General features: G+C 38.2%; 15 protein-coding genes and 1 pseudogene. 7 read left to right on the top strand and 9 right to left on the bottom strand.

Annotated elements, in window-relative coordinates:
* Window positions 1-525: 525 nt before the first annotated feature.
* Complete coding sequence (locus tag AACU33_RS37515; protein ID WP_339376538.1) at window positions 526-954, bottom strand: hypothetical protein; 429 nt, start codon at window positions 952-954, stop codon at window positions 526-528.
* A 1160-nt stretch (window positions 955-2114) separates the two neighbouring features.
* On the opposite strand from AACU33_RS37515, the gene AACU33_RS37510 reads away from it, so the two are divergent.
* Complete coding sequence (locus tag AACU33_RS37510; RefSeq protein WP_339376597.1) at window positions 2115-3266, top strand: ATP-binding protein; 1152 nt, start codon at window positions 2115-2117, stop codon at window positions 3264-3266.
* Between the two features lie 145 nt (window positions 3267-3411).
* Here the strand turns inward: AACU33_RS37510 and AACU33_RS37505 are convergent, their stop codons facing one another.
* The 3 genes from AACU33_RS37505 to AACU33_RS37495 form a co-directional block, all read right to left on the bottom strand.
* On the bottom strand, window positions 3412-3753 hold the full coding sequence (locus AACU33_RS37505) for a hypothetical protein (protein WP_096595834.1): 342 nt from the start codon (window positions 3751-3753) through the stop codon (window positions 3412-3414).
* Between the two features lie 626 nt (window positions 3754-4379).
* The gene (locus AACU33_RS37500) at window positions 4380-5876 is read right to left on the bottom strand and encodes a protelomerase family protein (RefSeq protein WP_339376596.1); all 1497 of its coding nucleotides are present in this window, start codon (window positions 5874-5876) and stop codon (window positions 4380-4382) included.
* A 125-nt stretch (window positions 5877-6001) separates the two neighbouring features.
* Window positions 6002-6193, bottom strand: a complete 192-nt coding sequence (locus AACU33_RS37495; protein WP_096595830.1) for a hypothetical protein — start codon at window positions 6191-6193, stop codon at window positions 6002-6004.
* Window positions 6194-6477: 284 nt separating this feature from the next.
* Here AACU33_RS37495 and AACU33_RS37490 point away from each other — a divergent pair, with 284 nt between their 5' ends.
* The 3 genes from AACU33_RS37490 to AACU33_RS37480 are packed head-to-tail and all read left to right on the top strand — an operon-like array spanning window position 6478 to window position 7518.
* Complete coding sequence (locus AACU33_RS37490) at window positions 6478-6687, top strand: hypothetical protein (protein ID WP_339376595.1); 210 nt, start codon at window positions 6478-6480, stop codon at window positions 6685-6687.
* Window positions 6663-7304 carry a ParA family partition ATPase gene (parA, locus tag AACU33_RS37485; RefSeq protein ID WP_096595828.1) on the top strand — a complete coding sequence of 214 codons (642 nt, stop codon included), beginning with the start codon at window positions 6663-6665 and terminating at the stop codon, window positions 7302-7304. Before AACU33_RS37490 ends, parA begins: the two co-directional genes overlap by 25 nt.
* Window positions 7294-7518 (top strand): hypothetical protein, encoded by a 225-nt coding sequence (locus AACU33_RS37480; RefSeq protein ID WP_096595826.1) that lies wholly within the window; start codon window positions 7294-7296, stop codon window positions 7516-7518. Before parA ends, AACU33_RS37480 begins: the two co-directional genes overlap by 11 nt.
* A gap of 179 nt (window positions 7519-7697) precedes the next feature.
* Here AACU33_RS37480 and AACU33_RS37475 read toward each other — a convergent pair whose 3' ends face one another.
* From AACU33_RS37475 to AACU33_RS37465, 3 genes and pseudogenes are all read right to left on the bottom strand, one after another.
* Window positions 7698-8279, bottom strand: a complete 582-nt coding sequence (locus tag AACU33_RS37475) for a PEP-CTERM sorting domain-containing protein (protein WP_096595824.1) — start codon at window positions 8277-8279, stop codon at window positions 7698-7700.
* Window positions 8280-9074: 795 nt separating this feature from the next.
* A pseudogene (locus AACU33_RS37470) lies at window positions 9075-9317 on the bottom strand (tyrosine-type recombinase/integrase); the annotation flags it as partial.
* Window positions 9318-9350: 33 nt separating this feature from the next.
* Complete coding sequence (locus AACU33_RS37465) at window positions 9351-9527, bottom strand: hypothetical protein (protein ID WP_339376594.1); 177 nt, start codon at window positions 9525-9527, stop codon at window positions 9351-9353.
* A 220-nt stretch (window positions 9528-9747) separates the two neighbouring features.
* On the opposite strand from AACU33_RS37465, the gene AACU33_RS37460 reads away from it, so the two are divergent.
* The 3 genes from AACU33_RS37460 (at window position 9748) to AACU33_RS37450 (ending at window position 13739) form a co-directional block, all read left to right on the top strand.
* Window positions 9748-10641, top strand: a complete 894-nt coding sequence (locus AACU33_RS37460; RefSeq protein WP_096595774.1) for a transposase family protein — start codon at window positions 9748-9750, stop codon at window positions 10639-10641.
* Between the two features lie 1009 nt (window positions 10642-11650).
* Window positions 11651-12940 carry an FAD-dependent oxidoreductase gene (locus AACU33_RS37455; protein WP_096595820.1) on the top strand — a complete coding sequence of 430 codons (1290 nt, stop codon included), beginning with the start codon at window positions 11651-11653 and terminating at the stop codon, window positions 12938-12940.
* A 64-nt stretch (window positions 12941-13004) separates the two neighbouring features.
* The gene (locus AACU33_RS37450; protein WP_096595818.1) at window positions 13005-13739 is read left to right on the top strand and encodes an FAD-dependent oxidoreductase; all 735 of its coding nucleotides are present in this window, start codon (window positions 13005-13007) and stop codon (window positions 13737-13739) included.
* Here the strand turns inward: AACU33_RS37450 and AACU33_RS37445 are convergent.
* Window positions 13626-14452, bottom strand: a protein-coding gene (locus AACU33_RS37445; protein WP_339376593.1) for an IS5 family transposase whose coding sequence is annotated in 2 segments (ribosomal slippage) — window positions 13626-14065 and window positions 14065-14452 — 828 coding nt in all. Because the reading frame shifts where the segments join, the coding sequence is not laid out codon by codon here. The genes AACU33_RS37450 and AACU33_RS37445 overlap by 114 nt on opposite strands.
* Window positions 14453-14491: 39 nt before the next feature.
* Complete coding sequence (locus tag AACU33_RS37440) at window positions 14492-14629, bottom strand: hypothetical protein (RefSeq protein WP_339376592.1); 138 nt, start codon at window positions 14627-14629, stop codon at window positions 14492-14494.
* Window positions 14630-14715 lie beyond the last annotated feature (86 nt).

Below are 14715 nucleotides of genomic sequence, written 5' to 3'. Positions count from 1 at the left end.
GGGGTATACAACACCCCACTCATCGATGAGTGGGGTGTTGTATACCCCTGAGCCTGCACCCCATGTCTGCAATACACCCCTGAGTCTGCACCCCATGTCTGCAATACACCCCTGAGTCTGCACCCCATGTCTGCAATACACCCCTGACTCTGCACCCCATGTCTGCAATACACCCCTGACTCTGCACCCCATGTCTTTTAACTATACTAAGCATTTTAATATTACGCATTCTTAGTGCTTGCTAGGGACATTAAAGCACCCCTAAGTTACACCCCATAGCTTATATAAACCCCACTTTTGCACCCCATTTCACTATGCCATCGAATTTTACACAACTTTTTAGTACCCCATTTCTTTATACCTTTGATAAGTACACAACTTTTGCAACACCCCCATGTCTGCAATATAATTACCTGTGACAAATTTTTATACACCCCATTTCTGTTGACCAGAATCTTCAGCAATTCTGCACAGCATTAATTACACCCCATTTCTGTTAACTTTTGGCGATCGCTTCCAACAAGGTTATGCCTCATTAGTTTCTTGCGGCATAACCTTCGTGAGCGCGATTTCAATTTCCTTGAGTGCTTGGTCGATCGCCTCTAGACGTTTGCGGTTGTTCCATTCCTCATAAGCATCCTCAACCTTATCATCCATACCCAAGCCTGTTGAACTACCAACCCTACCAATGTGCTGATGACAGGTAAATTCCCGGTCTTTGCCCTTCTTGACTATCCCTTCCAACCTTGGCTTAGGATGACGTTTGAAAATTGGCTTGTCTGCCTGCCACTTAGCATAAACGTAATGTTCGATGTTCCCACTGCCAGGGTAGCGCCGGGTGATTGTGTACTCATGTATCCAAACACCTGGTGGTGACATCGGTGTCTTCAGCAGTTGCTCTCGTTCTTTTTCAAGCTGTTGCAGCTTTTCAATCAATTCTTGAATGTTGGTCATGACGGTCATGACATTAAAGTAGGTTATGCTTTTTTAAAATTTTATGGCATAACCCCCGTTACTGCGAAACCCGACCCTGGATGCTCAAAAGGTTGGCGATCGCTTCAGAACGTTTCACAACATTTTTAAATCACTGCCCTTTGCTAAACTGCCCTTAAAATCGCCTTAAAGCGTTTGAAAAGTTTAACATAGTAAGCTCTGAAATAATCGCCAACACGCGCTACAGACGCTTCTAGATGCCTCTAAATAGCTTTCCGCCTCTATAACGTTTGTGCAACGTTCTAAAACTTTCCTGGACTGTCAGATTTGCTTTGAAGCACTCCGGCGTGTTTTTAAAAGTTACTTGCGGTTTTAATCACCGTTGTGTGTTATTTTAATCACTAAAAATCAGTCACACCTTGTTTACATCTGGTTTAATAAGTGGTAAAAACAGGTGTGACCGCCATAAAGCTTGCTATACAAACGTTTTAGTCGTTTTTAAAGGCAAAAAATGAGAACTTTTTTCGTTTCTAAGTACAAGTACAATTTTATAAATGTATGTGCTAAATATTGCTAAATTTCTTAAGCGTTTTGAAATTCTGTAAACCTGATATAGCTATGTAACCTTGTGTGTTATTTTAATCACCAAAAATCAGTCACACACCTTACACATCTGGTTTAATAAGTTGTGAAAACAGGTGTGACCGCCACAAAGCTTGCTATACAAACGTTTCAGCCGTTTTTAAAGGCAAAAAATGGCAACTTTTTTCGTTTCTAAGTATAAGTACAAAATTATAAATGCGTGTGCTAAATATCGCTAAATTTCCTAAGTATTTGATAGCAGCTTCAGGAGTATCAAAAACTGGTTTTAAGACTTTGTAACATCTGTAATACTACAAGAGGCTGCGGGAACGGGCTGGAATGGACTGGAAGGGGCTGGAATTTATGGAAGGGACTGGAAGGTTGTGAAGCGATCGGAATGTTTTGGAAGTGTGAGAACTTTGGGTAATGCCTTCCGCTAATATCTATACACTAAAAATTTGCTTTACTTGATATTTAATAACTTGGTACGTATTTTAAGTACCAATGCTATTATGTAGCTGTAAACATCAAAATAATTATTGCCCAATTACTCTTTCTCCAGAACCTACCAGCTATAACCGTCCACAGATAGAGGTAAAATGTCGCAAACCATACAGTTTCCATCTCCAGATACAAACTCGGCAGTGCCTATAATGCGAGAAAATGAGTTTAAACGCATTATTAATGCCTTAGAAAATGATGAGGATTTATTAATCACTGGAGTACCTGGCAGTGGTCGGCATATCTTAATACAGCAAGCTTCTCGTCAAGCCTATGTAAAAGTATTAAAGATAGACTGCATTCAAGCCATAAATAAAGAAACCTTTATAAAACAATTATGTCAAGGTATAATCCATACCTTTAAAGGTGAAGAAGCTTTAAATCGTATACAAAAGTGGCACATAAACATTGCTAAAAATCTATTTGATTTGAATTTCGATGCCAACAATAGACTACAACTTGGATTAGCGCAAAGTCAAAACAAACTGACTGGACACGAAAAAGATAAGTTTTTATTCCAGGCATTTGGAGTTTTAATTAAGCTACCGCAAGAACTAGCAGAAGCTCTAAAACAAAGAATTGTTTTGATTTTAGAGAATTTTTCTCATATTCGCTCTTGGGATAGGAAAGACCATATATGGGAAAATTTTTTAAAAAATACAATTAACAAACAACAATTAGTAAGTTATGTTGTAGTGGCTACAATTTCTGAGGTAAACATAAAAACAGGTGTTGACGAAAATAACCAAAGCACAGTAGTCCATATAAATCTTTCACCTCTAAAAGAGGATAGTTTAATATGTTGGCTAAATAAGAGAGAATTATCCTTTAATGAGGAGGGACTAAAACTTTTCTTAAATACAGTAGAAGGGCATTTAGGAGATACTCAGACTTTAGTTCGACGATTGGAAGCTACATATGCACCAAATGAACAAATTGGGACAGAACAAGTACAAAAAGTAGTTGATGATCTCTTAAAAGATCTATCTGTAGTATTCGAGTCATTACTGTTATTACTGCCACCAAGCCAAGTACAAGTCCTAGAGTGTTTAGCTTTAAACCCTACTGAAACACCTTTCAGCCGTCAATACACCCAGAAGCATAATCTTTTACGAGGTGGTAGTCTCCAAAGTGCCATTTTGGGCTTACAAGAAAAAGGCTTGCTTTACAATTCCGAAGAAAAGTACCGTATTACTCTGCCTCTATTGACTCAGTGGATTAAAAAGAGATTGAAACAAGATGATAATTAAATACTCTATGGTAATTTATTCTACTGCAACTATTTGAGTAAATAAAGATTAAAGAAAAACCACCAGTTTTTTCTCTAGTGGTTTTTCTCTACTCAACTAGTTTCAGTTTTTATCCACAACTAGTAGCATTAAATTAAGCTCTAACTTAATAATTGTTTGTTCTTCGTCTTCCTCTTTCTCTTTCTACAGCATAGTCATTTATGTCATCATAAATTTGTTCGCGTTTCTCGTGCATATCATTCTCTAAATTTTGCCTAGCTTGGTCATTATAAAAATCAGTTTGTCTGTCATCGATAAACTTTCTAGTATTTGTTACATTATCATGAATTTTCTCTCCACCTTCCTTTACAAATTTTCCGAATTCAGCAAGATCTTTCGCAGTTCTTGCTGCTTCTCCAGGATTTAATCGTTGTGGGTTGTCAGGTAAAACAGCAATAGCTGCCAAAAACATTGCAACAAAGGCAATAGGTACAAAAATATTATTCATAATTTATGTGGTTGTTTTTTGAAGTCGATATTCAAAGATTAGCACGGTACTTAAAATAAGTATCAATTTTAAAATTGATATATCTTATCTCAAAGTCAAAGGATTTATTAATGATTTTACATATACAACAATAGCTGGTACTGAAAAAACGTACCAAAGGATAAATATTTAAATTATTTATATTAAAACTTTTATATAAAAAAATATTGTTACTTAAATAACTCAGTATTAAGGCAAATACTCTTAATTTTTAGGTAAAAATTGAGAAAAAGAAAGTATTATTTTGACGATTTTTTTGTTTTAACAAAGTTTATACTGAAAAACTAGTATTCTTTATTTCTACCTCAAGATAGATGTGTATTGTTTAATATGTATATATAAAAATTTTGTATATGTACAGTGTCTTACATTGCGTAGTAAGAAGTATTGCATTCTAAGTGTAGAAACCGCTTAAATACACAGCTTAGATGGGTCTTTTTAATAACCACCGACCGAGGAACTAAAGCTGTTTGCTCGTACATATCCCAAACCTAAACACCCCAAGTAATTAAAAAATTTATACATGGGGTATTTCTTACCTGTTTACTTTCTTGGTTAATGTAGTCAGGGTGAGGCAATAACGATGGCTATTCCTCAATCACTCCGCAAAGTTGCTTAAGTTCATCCCAATCTTTCACTTCAATGTCACGGTCATAAATTAGTGCAGCGTCACGATTCTCTAGTAGTATTCGGCTAATGTACGCACGTTTTTTGGACTCGTTGGAATCGTTGAAAAGACCGCTACACACCTGAGCGTAGATTTGACGGCATAAATGCCCTTTGAACTTGTTAACTAGTTTGCCGTTCTCTGTAACTTCCCAAGACTTGTTATTGATTATTTGGCAGTATACAGAGAGCTTATCCATTGCCTCTGCAATATATCTAGAGCATCGGTCATGAGATTTTTTAGCAGCTGCTTGTAGTGCTTCTGGTGTACGTTCAGTTGGTATGGTGCGCTTACCATGACTTTCAAGCCAGTTAATAGCATTCACAACGGCTCTAGCAGCTTTCCCAAGTACGGGAATCTTTTCGGCTTCTACCAGTTCTGCAACGTGACGTTTCAACTGTCCTTCAAAGATAACGTGAGTTTCGTCGGCATATTTAAAAATCCCTGAACTCATTACTTCACTTTGGCGACGGCCAGTGAGCAACATTAGGGCGATCGCAACTTCTCTCCATCTGGCTGGTGACTCTGGTAAATCTGAAACTTGGTCAATAGCCCATTCAATAAATGGACTGACCTTGATAGCTCTTACATCTTCCTCAGCCGCTTCATTCTTCTTGCGATTGAGTTCATATTTGGCTTTGCCGATATCTGCGAACGCACCGCGAACAGAAGCTTCAAACTCGTTAAAAATATCTTCAAGTGTGCGGTCATTGACTGGCGGGAATTTATCAATCTCTGGCTTAACGATATCAGCTAGATATCGCATTACATCCACACGAATCTTTTGAATAGTGCCAGGGTGTGCCTTACCGTCTGGACTTTTAGCATTAGCGTAATCTTCAATAATTACTCTGGTACGTGCTACCAAAATTGCAAACTCTGGTAAGAAGTATTTTTGAGTTTTACACAGATTTAATTGATATTCTCTTAACCCCGTTAAACCATCTTTGGCAGCAGTTGCATAGTAAAGTTTCTTGGCTATACCAAGCTTTTCAGCCTCAGAATCAGAGTATTCTGAGTGTTCTATTGTTGGTCTGGTTGTTTCTGTTGTAGCTTCAATCTTTTCGGGTATCGGTTCAGGTTTAATTTCTACAGGTTCTACAAATTCTACAGGTTGTTTTTTGGTATTTTTGCGAGTTTTAGAATTTTTAACTGGTGTTTGCTTAGTTGTAGTATCTAGTGTTTTTACAGCAGTTTCTACGGCAGGTTTTTTCGGTTCTTGTGCCAGTGTTGCTTCACACAAACTGATGTACTCTACACAATCTTGCTTACGTCCATTGGACTGGATATAGCTTGCGGTACGTTCGATACCTTGCTGTACAAAAGGTATTTTAGTTTTACGTAAAAATTCAACAGCTTCTTTTCTTAAATCCTGAGTATTTTTACCTTCTGCAATTTGTTCTAGTGAGCGTGTCATGATTGAGAAATACCTTTTACTTTGTCTTACACCCCAATCATAACACCCCATTTCTTAAATGTGCAGATAAGCATCATAAAAGTTATGGGGTGCATTAGTGGGGTGTATAGACTTTTCTCTATTGCTCAGTCTGCTGGCTTTTGGCAGTCACTACCATATAGAACTTCTTCTTTACCATCTGGGTAAGCACGAACACACCAACCTTGTGTTTTCGCCTGCCAGTATCGGAATGCAGTAGCTACAGCACAACTGGAGATAACCCCTAACACGATTGGCAATACCAGTTTCTTCAATCGGATTTGACTTTTAGCTTCCATCTTTCATCCCTTGGTAATGCCTTTATGGTTCCCAAAGGGGCGATCGCCTTTTTGAACACTGGTGTTAAATCACGCCAAATCTCGCCACTGTTTCAAATAGCTATACCGCTTCTATGCTATTGGCGAGTTTCACACTGTCGTAATTTGGCGATATTTGCAGCAATTTATCAACGTACTCTTGAAAGACATTTTTTTTGAAAGTGACTTTTTAATTTGGCGAGTTTCAAAACAGCTTATCAACGTACTGTTCCAGGTCAGTGCGCTTAACTCGCCATCCTTTACCGATGACTTTAGCTTTTAACCCCAATGTCGTAATAAATCCCTATCCCGATGTTGGAGCGATCGCTACTAGCCCGATCACTGATGTTAAATCCAGCGATATACAACTTGCCCTATCAGTGAAATCATGCTTTGATACTTTGAGTATTTACTCAAATGAGCTTTTACTCAAAAATGCTGGAGTCCATAAATGCCAACAGTTATCGCTGTCCTGAACCAGAAGGGAGGATCAGGAAAAACGACCATTGCAACTAATCTCGCTCATGCTCTACAGCGAGATGAATATAAAGTTTTACTCGTTGACTCTGACCCACAGGGAAGTACTAGAGACTGGAATGAAGCCAACGGCGGCAGCATTATCCCTGTTGTTGGACTTGACCGAGAGACACTAGCTAAGGATCTGCAAGCAATTTCGCATGGATATGATTGGATAGTTATTGATGGAGCGCCACAAATCGCCAAACTCAGTGCGGCTGCTGTCAAAACTGCCGATTTAGTTCTTATCCCAGTACAACCAAGTCCCTATGATATTTGGGCTTGCGCTGATTTGGTTGATATCATTGCCGCACGATGGGAAGTGACTGAGGGTAAGCCAAAAGCTGTTTTTGTTATCAGTCGTGCTATCAAAAATACCAAACTTAGCACAGAAATTACTAACGCCTTGGAAGATTACAGCTTACCTGTACTCAAAGCTGGAACTACTCAACGGGTAGCTTATCCGACAACAGCAGCAGAAGGTTTAACTGTGTTCAATGAACCCAACAGTGATGCTGCCAAAGAAATTGACTCACTTAAAAAAGAAGTGTTGAGGTTTATCAAGCATGGTACTTAAGGCGAAGAAGACACGGCGGGAACATGAGCTTAAGAACTTAGCTATTGAAGAAGCCAGCAAGGAAGAAACTACTCGACTCAATGCAGAAATACCCGTCAGTTTGCACAACAAAATCAAGATTAGAGCCATAGAGGAAGGCAAAGGTAGCAGCATTACAAGTATTGTCATTAAAGCATTAGAGGCATATTTAGATAATCCAGTTGGTAAAGATTGAGTAATTACTCATTTGAAGTTTTACTCAAATACTCAATTAATTAAGCAAGGGCAAAACAAGAATCAATTTACAAGACGACTTAGTTACAGTTTTAAAAAAGGGACTAATTTAGATAACAGTTTTAGTTTGTATAAAAATTATATTTAAGTGGTAGATGCCGTAACATAGATAATTTAAGATTACGCAGCCTGAGAAGCTTTTTGTTTCTTACGCTGCTTCAATTTGGCTGCAATTAAACCTGCACCAGATGCAATAGCAGCCGCTACTGTAGTGGGTTCGGGAACTGGCCGGGCGTTAGTGATATTGGTAACATTAAAATTGGAACCTCCGACACCTGTTCTACGATCATTCCACTCACCGTAGTCGCCAAAAGCGCCGCCAACGCCAAAAGGACTCACAGACACTCTCAATAAACCACTGTTAACAAAGAAACCGAAGCCATTAGAGTCTAGAAACGGAGCATTTGCAAATAACTTGTTGTCAGTTAGCGTCCCATCTACATCAGTACCTGTTGGCAGCAGTCCGAATATGGTTTGTGTAACATCTTGGAATGTTCTTGTGCCAGTGATGTCTGTAATTGTGTAGCTATTAGTTACAGGATCTAAATCAGTAGTGGTCAAAGTTGCATCAACACTACTCCCGCCTAAATTGTAGTCTAACTTAAATAACTGTGCAGCTTGGGCGCTAGAAGGTATGCTGACACTTGCAAGTCCCATAACTACCCCAGCGGCAGCAATGCTAAGTTTGTTACTCAATTTCATAAAGGATACTATAACCCTAAGGGTTATTACTTAATTTACGTTTTTAACAGTATCAAAAAAAAGACAACTCATCAATATATTCCCTAGATATGTCAGTATTCTATAAAACGTCCAGTTAGTAAATGTTTTCACGCTTTACGCGTCGAGCCTTTTAAAAACTCCTGTGAGATGCCTCAAAAAAGTTGCCTTTTATACAGGCTTATTTTTGGGTTTTATAAAGCGTCATAGTCTAAATAGATGCACTGTTGAAAATGTCGTCAAAATTATATTTCCCGACATCTCCTCCACAAGCATTAACTTTTCTGTCCAACAGTTGACAGTTTTAAGTAGCATCTTTTACCCTTTACCCTAGTGTGTTGCATTCCATCGACACCACTAGCCCGAACCTTGAAAACCGCATAACTTCGTTGACTGGTGTCGATTGCTTACACAGTAAAGTTTCCAAGCTGTGAACAGTTAAATTTATTGACAATTTTCAGTACTTGTTGACACTAATAAAAGTGGTGTCGAATTGGGTATCTGAAATCCTTGCTCAGTAAGATTTCTAAAAGTGAACTCTTTCCGATCACATTGCCCCGCAAGGGGATGGAAACAAGGTGAAGAAGTCGAATCCGAATTCTCCTCGGAAGCTTTCCATAACCACTTCCCCTAACGGGGATGGAAACGTTGTCGCCTGAGCAGCTATTACCACTTGGACAACAGACTTTCCTAAACAACTACCCCTAACGGGGATGGAAACCTTGGAGAAGGGAGCAGCGACTACCTTGAAGGTCAACTTTCCATAACCACTTTCCCCTAACGGGGACTATTCGCATCAATTTCTACCTTTTCATCAATATCAATTTCTACACCACTTCTACCCACAGGTGACAACATCGCCAAACTCGCCGCCGCACCTAATACCTGCTCATCACTAACCTCAAGGTATTTCTGCAACTGTTCTAAGTTCCTATGTCCTGATATCTCTTGTATCACCCTTAGCGGAATACCAGCATTGCTCAACTGGGTTAATGCTGTCCTTCTGAAGCTGTGGGTGGAGCGATCGCAAAAATAATGTTCTTTAATATTGACCTACTCTTGCGATACTTCAAAATATTGCTGTGCTTTGTCCCACGCCTTAATGGTATACCCGGCGTGTTCCATCTCTCCGCGATAATTTTCTTCAATAACGTCCCAGTAAAATTGCGCTTTACTGATATCTTCTCCATCGGGAATCGTAAACTCCGTACCGAACGGATTCACAACCAACCCGGACTCGAATTTGATTTTTTCTGGTAATCTGTACCCACTCTTTACAATGATTTTCATATTTTTATAGCTACTAAACTCATATCAATATAATAGTCAGCACTTTTGTTGCACTTTTGTGAGCGCAAACTGGTTTATTAGACTTGTCCGAAATATTAACTTAGGAAAAGAAAAATGGTAAAACGTTGAATTGAGTGTCTACCATTTTTCAAACTTAGTTATGGTTTTTGATTATATCCAAAAGTACCCACACCGAACAAAACAAATTTTAGGGATTAGTTACGAACAATTACAATCACTATTAAATTGTGCCTGCAAACGTCACCAAGAAATTAAAATTCAGCAAGAAAGCCGAAAAATAAGAATTAATGCGGCTGGTGGAGGTCGCAAAGAATTATTATCAATCCAAGAACAAGTATGCTTATGTCTATTTTATTTAAGACAGATGCCGACATTTCAAGTATTAGGAATGTTATTTGGGATATCTAAGACAGAAGCCAACGATACTTTTCATTCTTGGATACCAATACTGCGAGATATTTTACCAGCTAGTTTATTAGAACAAGTCTCAAATAATGAAAGCGAATTACTCTTTGTTCAGGAAGTATTAACCAATTTTAGGCTATTAGTCGATAGCCTAGAACAGCCAATCTATAGGAATTCTGACCAAAAAGAACAACAAAAATATTTTTCTGGCAAGAAGAGACAACATACATTGAAAAGTCTAATGGTCGGGATACCAGAAGGTAAGGATATTGTGGAGGTGGAAGTGGGCGTTCCTGGGCCAACAGCAGATATAAAATTGTTTCGTCAATCTCAAAATAAATTTGATAAATCTCAACCCTTTTCAGGTGATAAAGGTTTCCAAGGAGGCGAAAACATCACTACTCCTCATAAAAAGAAACCAAAACGAGAATTAACTCAACAGCAAAAAGATGAAAATAAGGCTTTGTCTAGTAATCGAATATTCATCGAACATTTAATTCGATTACTTAAAATATTTCGCATAGCCTCACAAAGATTTCGATTAAAGCTCGATACTTATGAGCAAATTATCTTAACAGTATGTGGGTTGGTTAGATTAAGGATAGGTAGTTTAATTTTACCAACTTAGCAACTAGGAATAACTAGAAAATTTAGAAAAATAGGAGTTGATTTTTATGCCTCTATACTATCAGTAACTATCTTAAACCCTTGTAATTACGTTTTGACGCAAATATCAAAGTTTTGTCTCAAAGCTTTGAACAGTCTGGCTTTGGAGTTTTCGGACAAGTCTATTAAGTTGTTAAGCATTGTAATCACCATCAGACAAAGCGATTCTCGTAGATTATAGTAGTAGCGAAAAATACTTTGCAAGCTTCAAAACAAGGACAAAAACCTTACTGGGTAAGCTTTTGAATCTCTATCCCTTGTGTTAACTAGTTAACAGTTGTTTGGCTGCTCTGAATGTTGCTTTTCATACTTCCCAGCCTTGACAAGCGAGTAAGCAAAAAGTAAGCAAAAATTTCTCCGTAGTGCTGGAATCGGGCATAGTGAGTCATTTTCAAAGCCATTACCTCGCAACACTTCTGCACGGTCGTGGCTCAACATATTCCAAGCGCGTAACTTTTAGGCGGGTCTGCTCATTTCACCTCTCAACCGAAATTGTAAAATTTCCTCGTGTTTTATTTTAAAGTTTGAGAGATATTGCTGTTTATGCTGCTTGATTAAATCAAAAATGGATGAAGTCAAGCTTAAGGTGTACGTAATTTTTTCAAAAATTAAACCTGATTGTTGTAATGGTGAATTTTCCACTTCTTCGCAGCTTCCGTAAACTGCCCTGAATATGGGATTTGTCTTATATCTATTGATTGGATTAGAGGTGATGAAATAGTGTTGATTAATATCTCTAAAGCCTTATCAATAAATCCCTCTTAAGATTGATGAAATTCTTTTCAAACTTATTTAGAAAGAAATATAGGAATCCGATTTGATTTTTGAAAAAATCTGTAGGCTTGTACCTTAATCAATACTATGTTGTTTCTTTATTGCCTCTTAAAGTAATTTCATAAATCAAATACGACGACTTTAATAAGTAAAATTAAATATTCGGGTTTTGCAATCATTGCTTTAGTCTGAGAATTATGCTCAAGAAAGTAGCTATTGTGGGTGCTGGACCTAGCGGAATTCTGCTGGCTCATTACTTGTTGCGTCGTGACAACAAATACCAAATCGATATTTATGAATGTCGTAGTAATCCAAGAATTGTCCCATTTTCAAAATCTAGAACTTTCCCCATTTCTCTCAATGAAAGGGGAATGAATGCTTTAAAAAAAATTGAGGGCTTAGAAGAAGCGGTCAAAGCCATTAGTGTGGAAATGACGGGAACCCTGTTTCACCAAAAAAATGGCAAGACGCGATTGACGCCAAGAAACAAACCTCTCACCACACTTGACCGTACAAGCTTGACAATTGCTCTATTAGAAAAGTTGACTGAAAAGTACAATAATAGTACCCTTAATATTCACTTTAATTGCCAATGTACTTCTGTCGATTTAGCGTCAAAAAATATAAAGTTGCGAAACATAGAAACAAAAGAGGAATTCACTACTCATTACGATTTATTAATTGGTGCGGATGGAGCACGTTCTGCGGTTAGAGAGTATTTTATGACTGCAAAAGATTTTGAATGTGAACAGAAATACTATCCCATTGACTACAAATCGATTTACTTAGATAGTAGCGAAAATTCAAGCACACAATTGAAAGTAGATAATATCCATACTTGGAGACTAAATGACGGAACAATTATGGTGGCATTACATCAAGTCGATGGAACAATGAGTGGTGCAATTAACTTTCCGCCAGAAAAAAATCAAGTAGCTAGTCTTTCCACAGTAGAAGCAGTTCTCAAATTCTTTCAGGGTAATTTTCCAGAAATTGGTCGATTAATGACGGACAAGGACGCCGAAGCTTTTCTCAATAAACCAATATCGAGAATTTTAACAGTTCGCTGTAACCGTTATCACCAAGATGATAATGTTTTACTCATAGGAGACGCGGCACATGCAGTCTCTTCCTCTATTGGTCAAGGTTGCAATGCTGCACTTGAAGATGTGGTTGTATTTGACAATCTATTGGATGAGTATTCTGACAATCTAGCTGAGGCTCTCGAACAGTTTACTATACGCCGTCAGCCGGATGGCCTTGCTTTAGTTGAGCTAGGCGACTATGCTTTTCCTTCGTCTACTCGATTATTTATCGAGTTTTTCTTAAGAGAAAGTATTGCTAAAATTCTGCACAAACTATCTCCCAATAATTTTCCACCCTCACTTATTGACTTGATTTTTGAAACAACTATTCCCTATTCAAAAATTTTGGATACATACAAAGGCTGGATATCTAAAGTAAAGAAATCAAACAAAAAAAATTGAAAAATTAATAGTAACTTTTGAGAAATTTCAAAAATTATGCTTTTTCTGCGTCAGTTATATAATTATGAACAAAAAAATAGCTATTATTGGTGCTGGACTAGGTGGTTTAGCAGTAGCGATCGCACTTCATAAAAAAGGTATCAACGCTCAAATCTATGAAAAAGCAACTGTTTTGCGCCCAATAGGTGCTGGTCTAAGTATTCTACCGAACGGCTTGCATAGTCTCGAAGCAATTGCTCCCGGAATCACCGACTTACTCAAACAGGCGGGTAGCGAAACTCGAATGCTGACCTTAAAAAAAAGCTGTGGTGAAATCATTGCCCAGAAAGCTGTGAACTTAATGGATAAATATGGTCAGCCAATGTTGCAGATCCGCTGGTCACGTTTGCAAGAAATCCTCGCCTCTGCATTACCAACTGAAAATATTCATTTCGGTTATCAGTGCATTAGTTTTGAGCAAAATGACAACAGTGTCAAAGTCTACTTTGATGGAAACAAGACAGTAGAGGCAGAACTGTTGATTGGGGCGGATGGTTTGAACTCGGCAGTTAGACAAACGATGATTGGTGACGGAGAGCCTCATCAATCAAAAAAAGGGGCGGGATTGAAGCGATATAGTCCTGCTCCTGGCCCCTTACCTGAGCATTCAGATTTTCAACTAGAGTTATTAGACCTCTTGCATGAATCAAGAAAAAAGAGCAAGTTCATAGTTAATAAGTCCAGCAATCAAATTGCATCGCAAGCCAAAACGTTTTCTACGATTCCGATATTGTTCTTTGAGGATGCGAAAAATTTTTAATCGACGGTTGAGATGTTCGCCAACAATACGTAGGCTAGCTAAGTGACGATTGTGCTGGCGTTCTGGAGTAGATAAATTTTCCCCAGGAGGTTTCCTACTGGGTATGCAGCTGTTGGGATGGAGTTTAGCAATACCTTGATAACCTTGAAGAGCTAAACACAACTGTGAAGTATGAAATCTGACCTTAGTATTTCTCCATAAACGAAAGTCATGGATGCGACCAACTCCATAAGCTGTACAAAGAATTTTGCCACTAGCTTGGTCAACTACCAATTGTGCTTTGAAAGTATGCCGTTTTTTCTTAGCGCTATAGTATCGGCGCTGTTTTTTTTTGGGCGTTCTATTGGGGTTTCAGTCACATCTACTACCAATACCTTCCATTCATAGGCTGCTTGTAATTCTTTTTTCCCTGGTAGTCGGAATGCTCCTGATTTAATCAAGATATTTTCTACTTTCCGTACTATCCGGCATACAGTGGATTCATGTATACCCCAACTTTTAGAAATATGGAAGTAAGTACGATATTCTCGCCAATATTCCAGTGCTACTAGTAAATGGTCTTCCACACTTAACTTTGGCTGTCCACCTTTTTTCCCGCTTCTGACTAGTTCTGGCTTTAGAACTTCTACCATCTTCTTAAACGTAGCAATATGCACTCCACATAACCGGTTGAATTCTGGTGGTGGCAGGTCTTTTATCTGTTCGTAGCTCATTGCTCTTTGTTTTTTGACCTGTATTTTTTCATGCTTACATTATTCGTGCAAGAGGTCTATTAACACCTGAACAATGCGAGCTTCTAAGAAATGTCCGCTACTTTTTAGAGGTGATATTTTTCCTAAAGTCCTGTCATGCATGGGTTTCAGGCTGGTGACAAATTGAAATTGGAACATACTTGTAATGCCAGGAGCATCTCCAAATATTAAATGCTCCTTCTATAGAAGGAGCATTTAGATTGATTTTCCAGGCGTTTAAACAA

The organism is Calothrix sp. NIES-2098, from assembly GCF_963875125.1.
In the GTDB taxonomy this organism is placed as follows: Bacteria; Cyanobacteriota; Cyanobacteriia; order Cyanobacteriales; family Nostocaceae; genus Aulosira.
This window is presented reverse-complemented; position numbering and strand designations above follow the sequence as displayed.

Bases quoted from the DNA above. Each gene is read 5' to 3' on its own strand.
- AACU33_RS37515 (WP_339376538.1), bottom strand. From the start codon at position 954: ATGACCAACATTCAAGAATTGATTGAAAAGCTGCAACAGCTTGAAAAA.
- AACU33_RS37510 (WP_339376597.1), top strand. From the start codon at position 2,115: ATGTCGCAAACCATACAGTTTCCATCTCCAGATACAAACTCGGCAGTG.
- AACU33_RS37505 (WP_096595834.1), bottom strand. From the start codon at position 3,753: ATGAATAATATTTTTGTACCTATTGCCTTTGTTGCAATGTTTTTGGCA.
- AACU33_RS37500 (WP_339376596.1), bottom strand. From the start codon at position 5,876: ATGACACGCTCACTAGAACAAATTGCAGAAGGTAAAAATACTCAGGAT.
- AACU33_RS37495 (WP_096595830.1), bottom strand. From the start codon at position 6,193: ATGGAAGCTAAAAGTCAAATCCGATTGAAGAAACTGGTATTGCCAATC.
- AACU33_RS37490 (WP_339376595.1), top strand. From the start codon at position 6,478: ATGACTTTAGCTTTTAACCCCAATGTCGTAATAAATCCCTATCCCGAT.
- parA (WP_096595828.1), top strand. From the start codon at position 6,663: ATGCCAACAGTTATCGCTGTCCTGAACCAGAAGGGAGGATCAGGAAAA.
- AACU33_RS37480 (WP_096595826.1), top strand. From the start codon at position 7,294: ATGGTACTTAAGGCGAAGAAGACACGGCGGGAACATGAGCTTAAGAAC.
- AACU33_RS37475 (WP_096595824.1), bottom strand. From the start codon at position 8,279: ATGAAATTGAGTAACAAACTTAGCATTGCTGCCGCTGGGGTAGTTATG.
- AACU33_RS37460 (WP_096595774.1), top strand. From the start codon at position 9,748: ATGGTTTTTGATTATATCCAAAAGTACCCACACCGAACAAAACAAATT.
- AACU33_RS37455 (WP_096595820.1), top strand. From the start codon at position 11,651: ATGCTCAAGAAAGTAGCTATTGTGGGTGCTGGACCTAGCGGAATTCTG.
- AACU33_RS37450 (WP_096595818.1), top strand. From the start codon at position 13,005: ATGAACAAAAAAATAGCTATTATTGGTGCTGGACTAGGTGGTTTAGCA.
- AACU33_RS37440 (WP_339376592.1), bottom strand. From the start codon at position 14,629: ATGTTCCAATTTCAATTTGTCACCAGCCTGAAACCCATGCATGACAGG.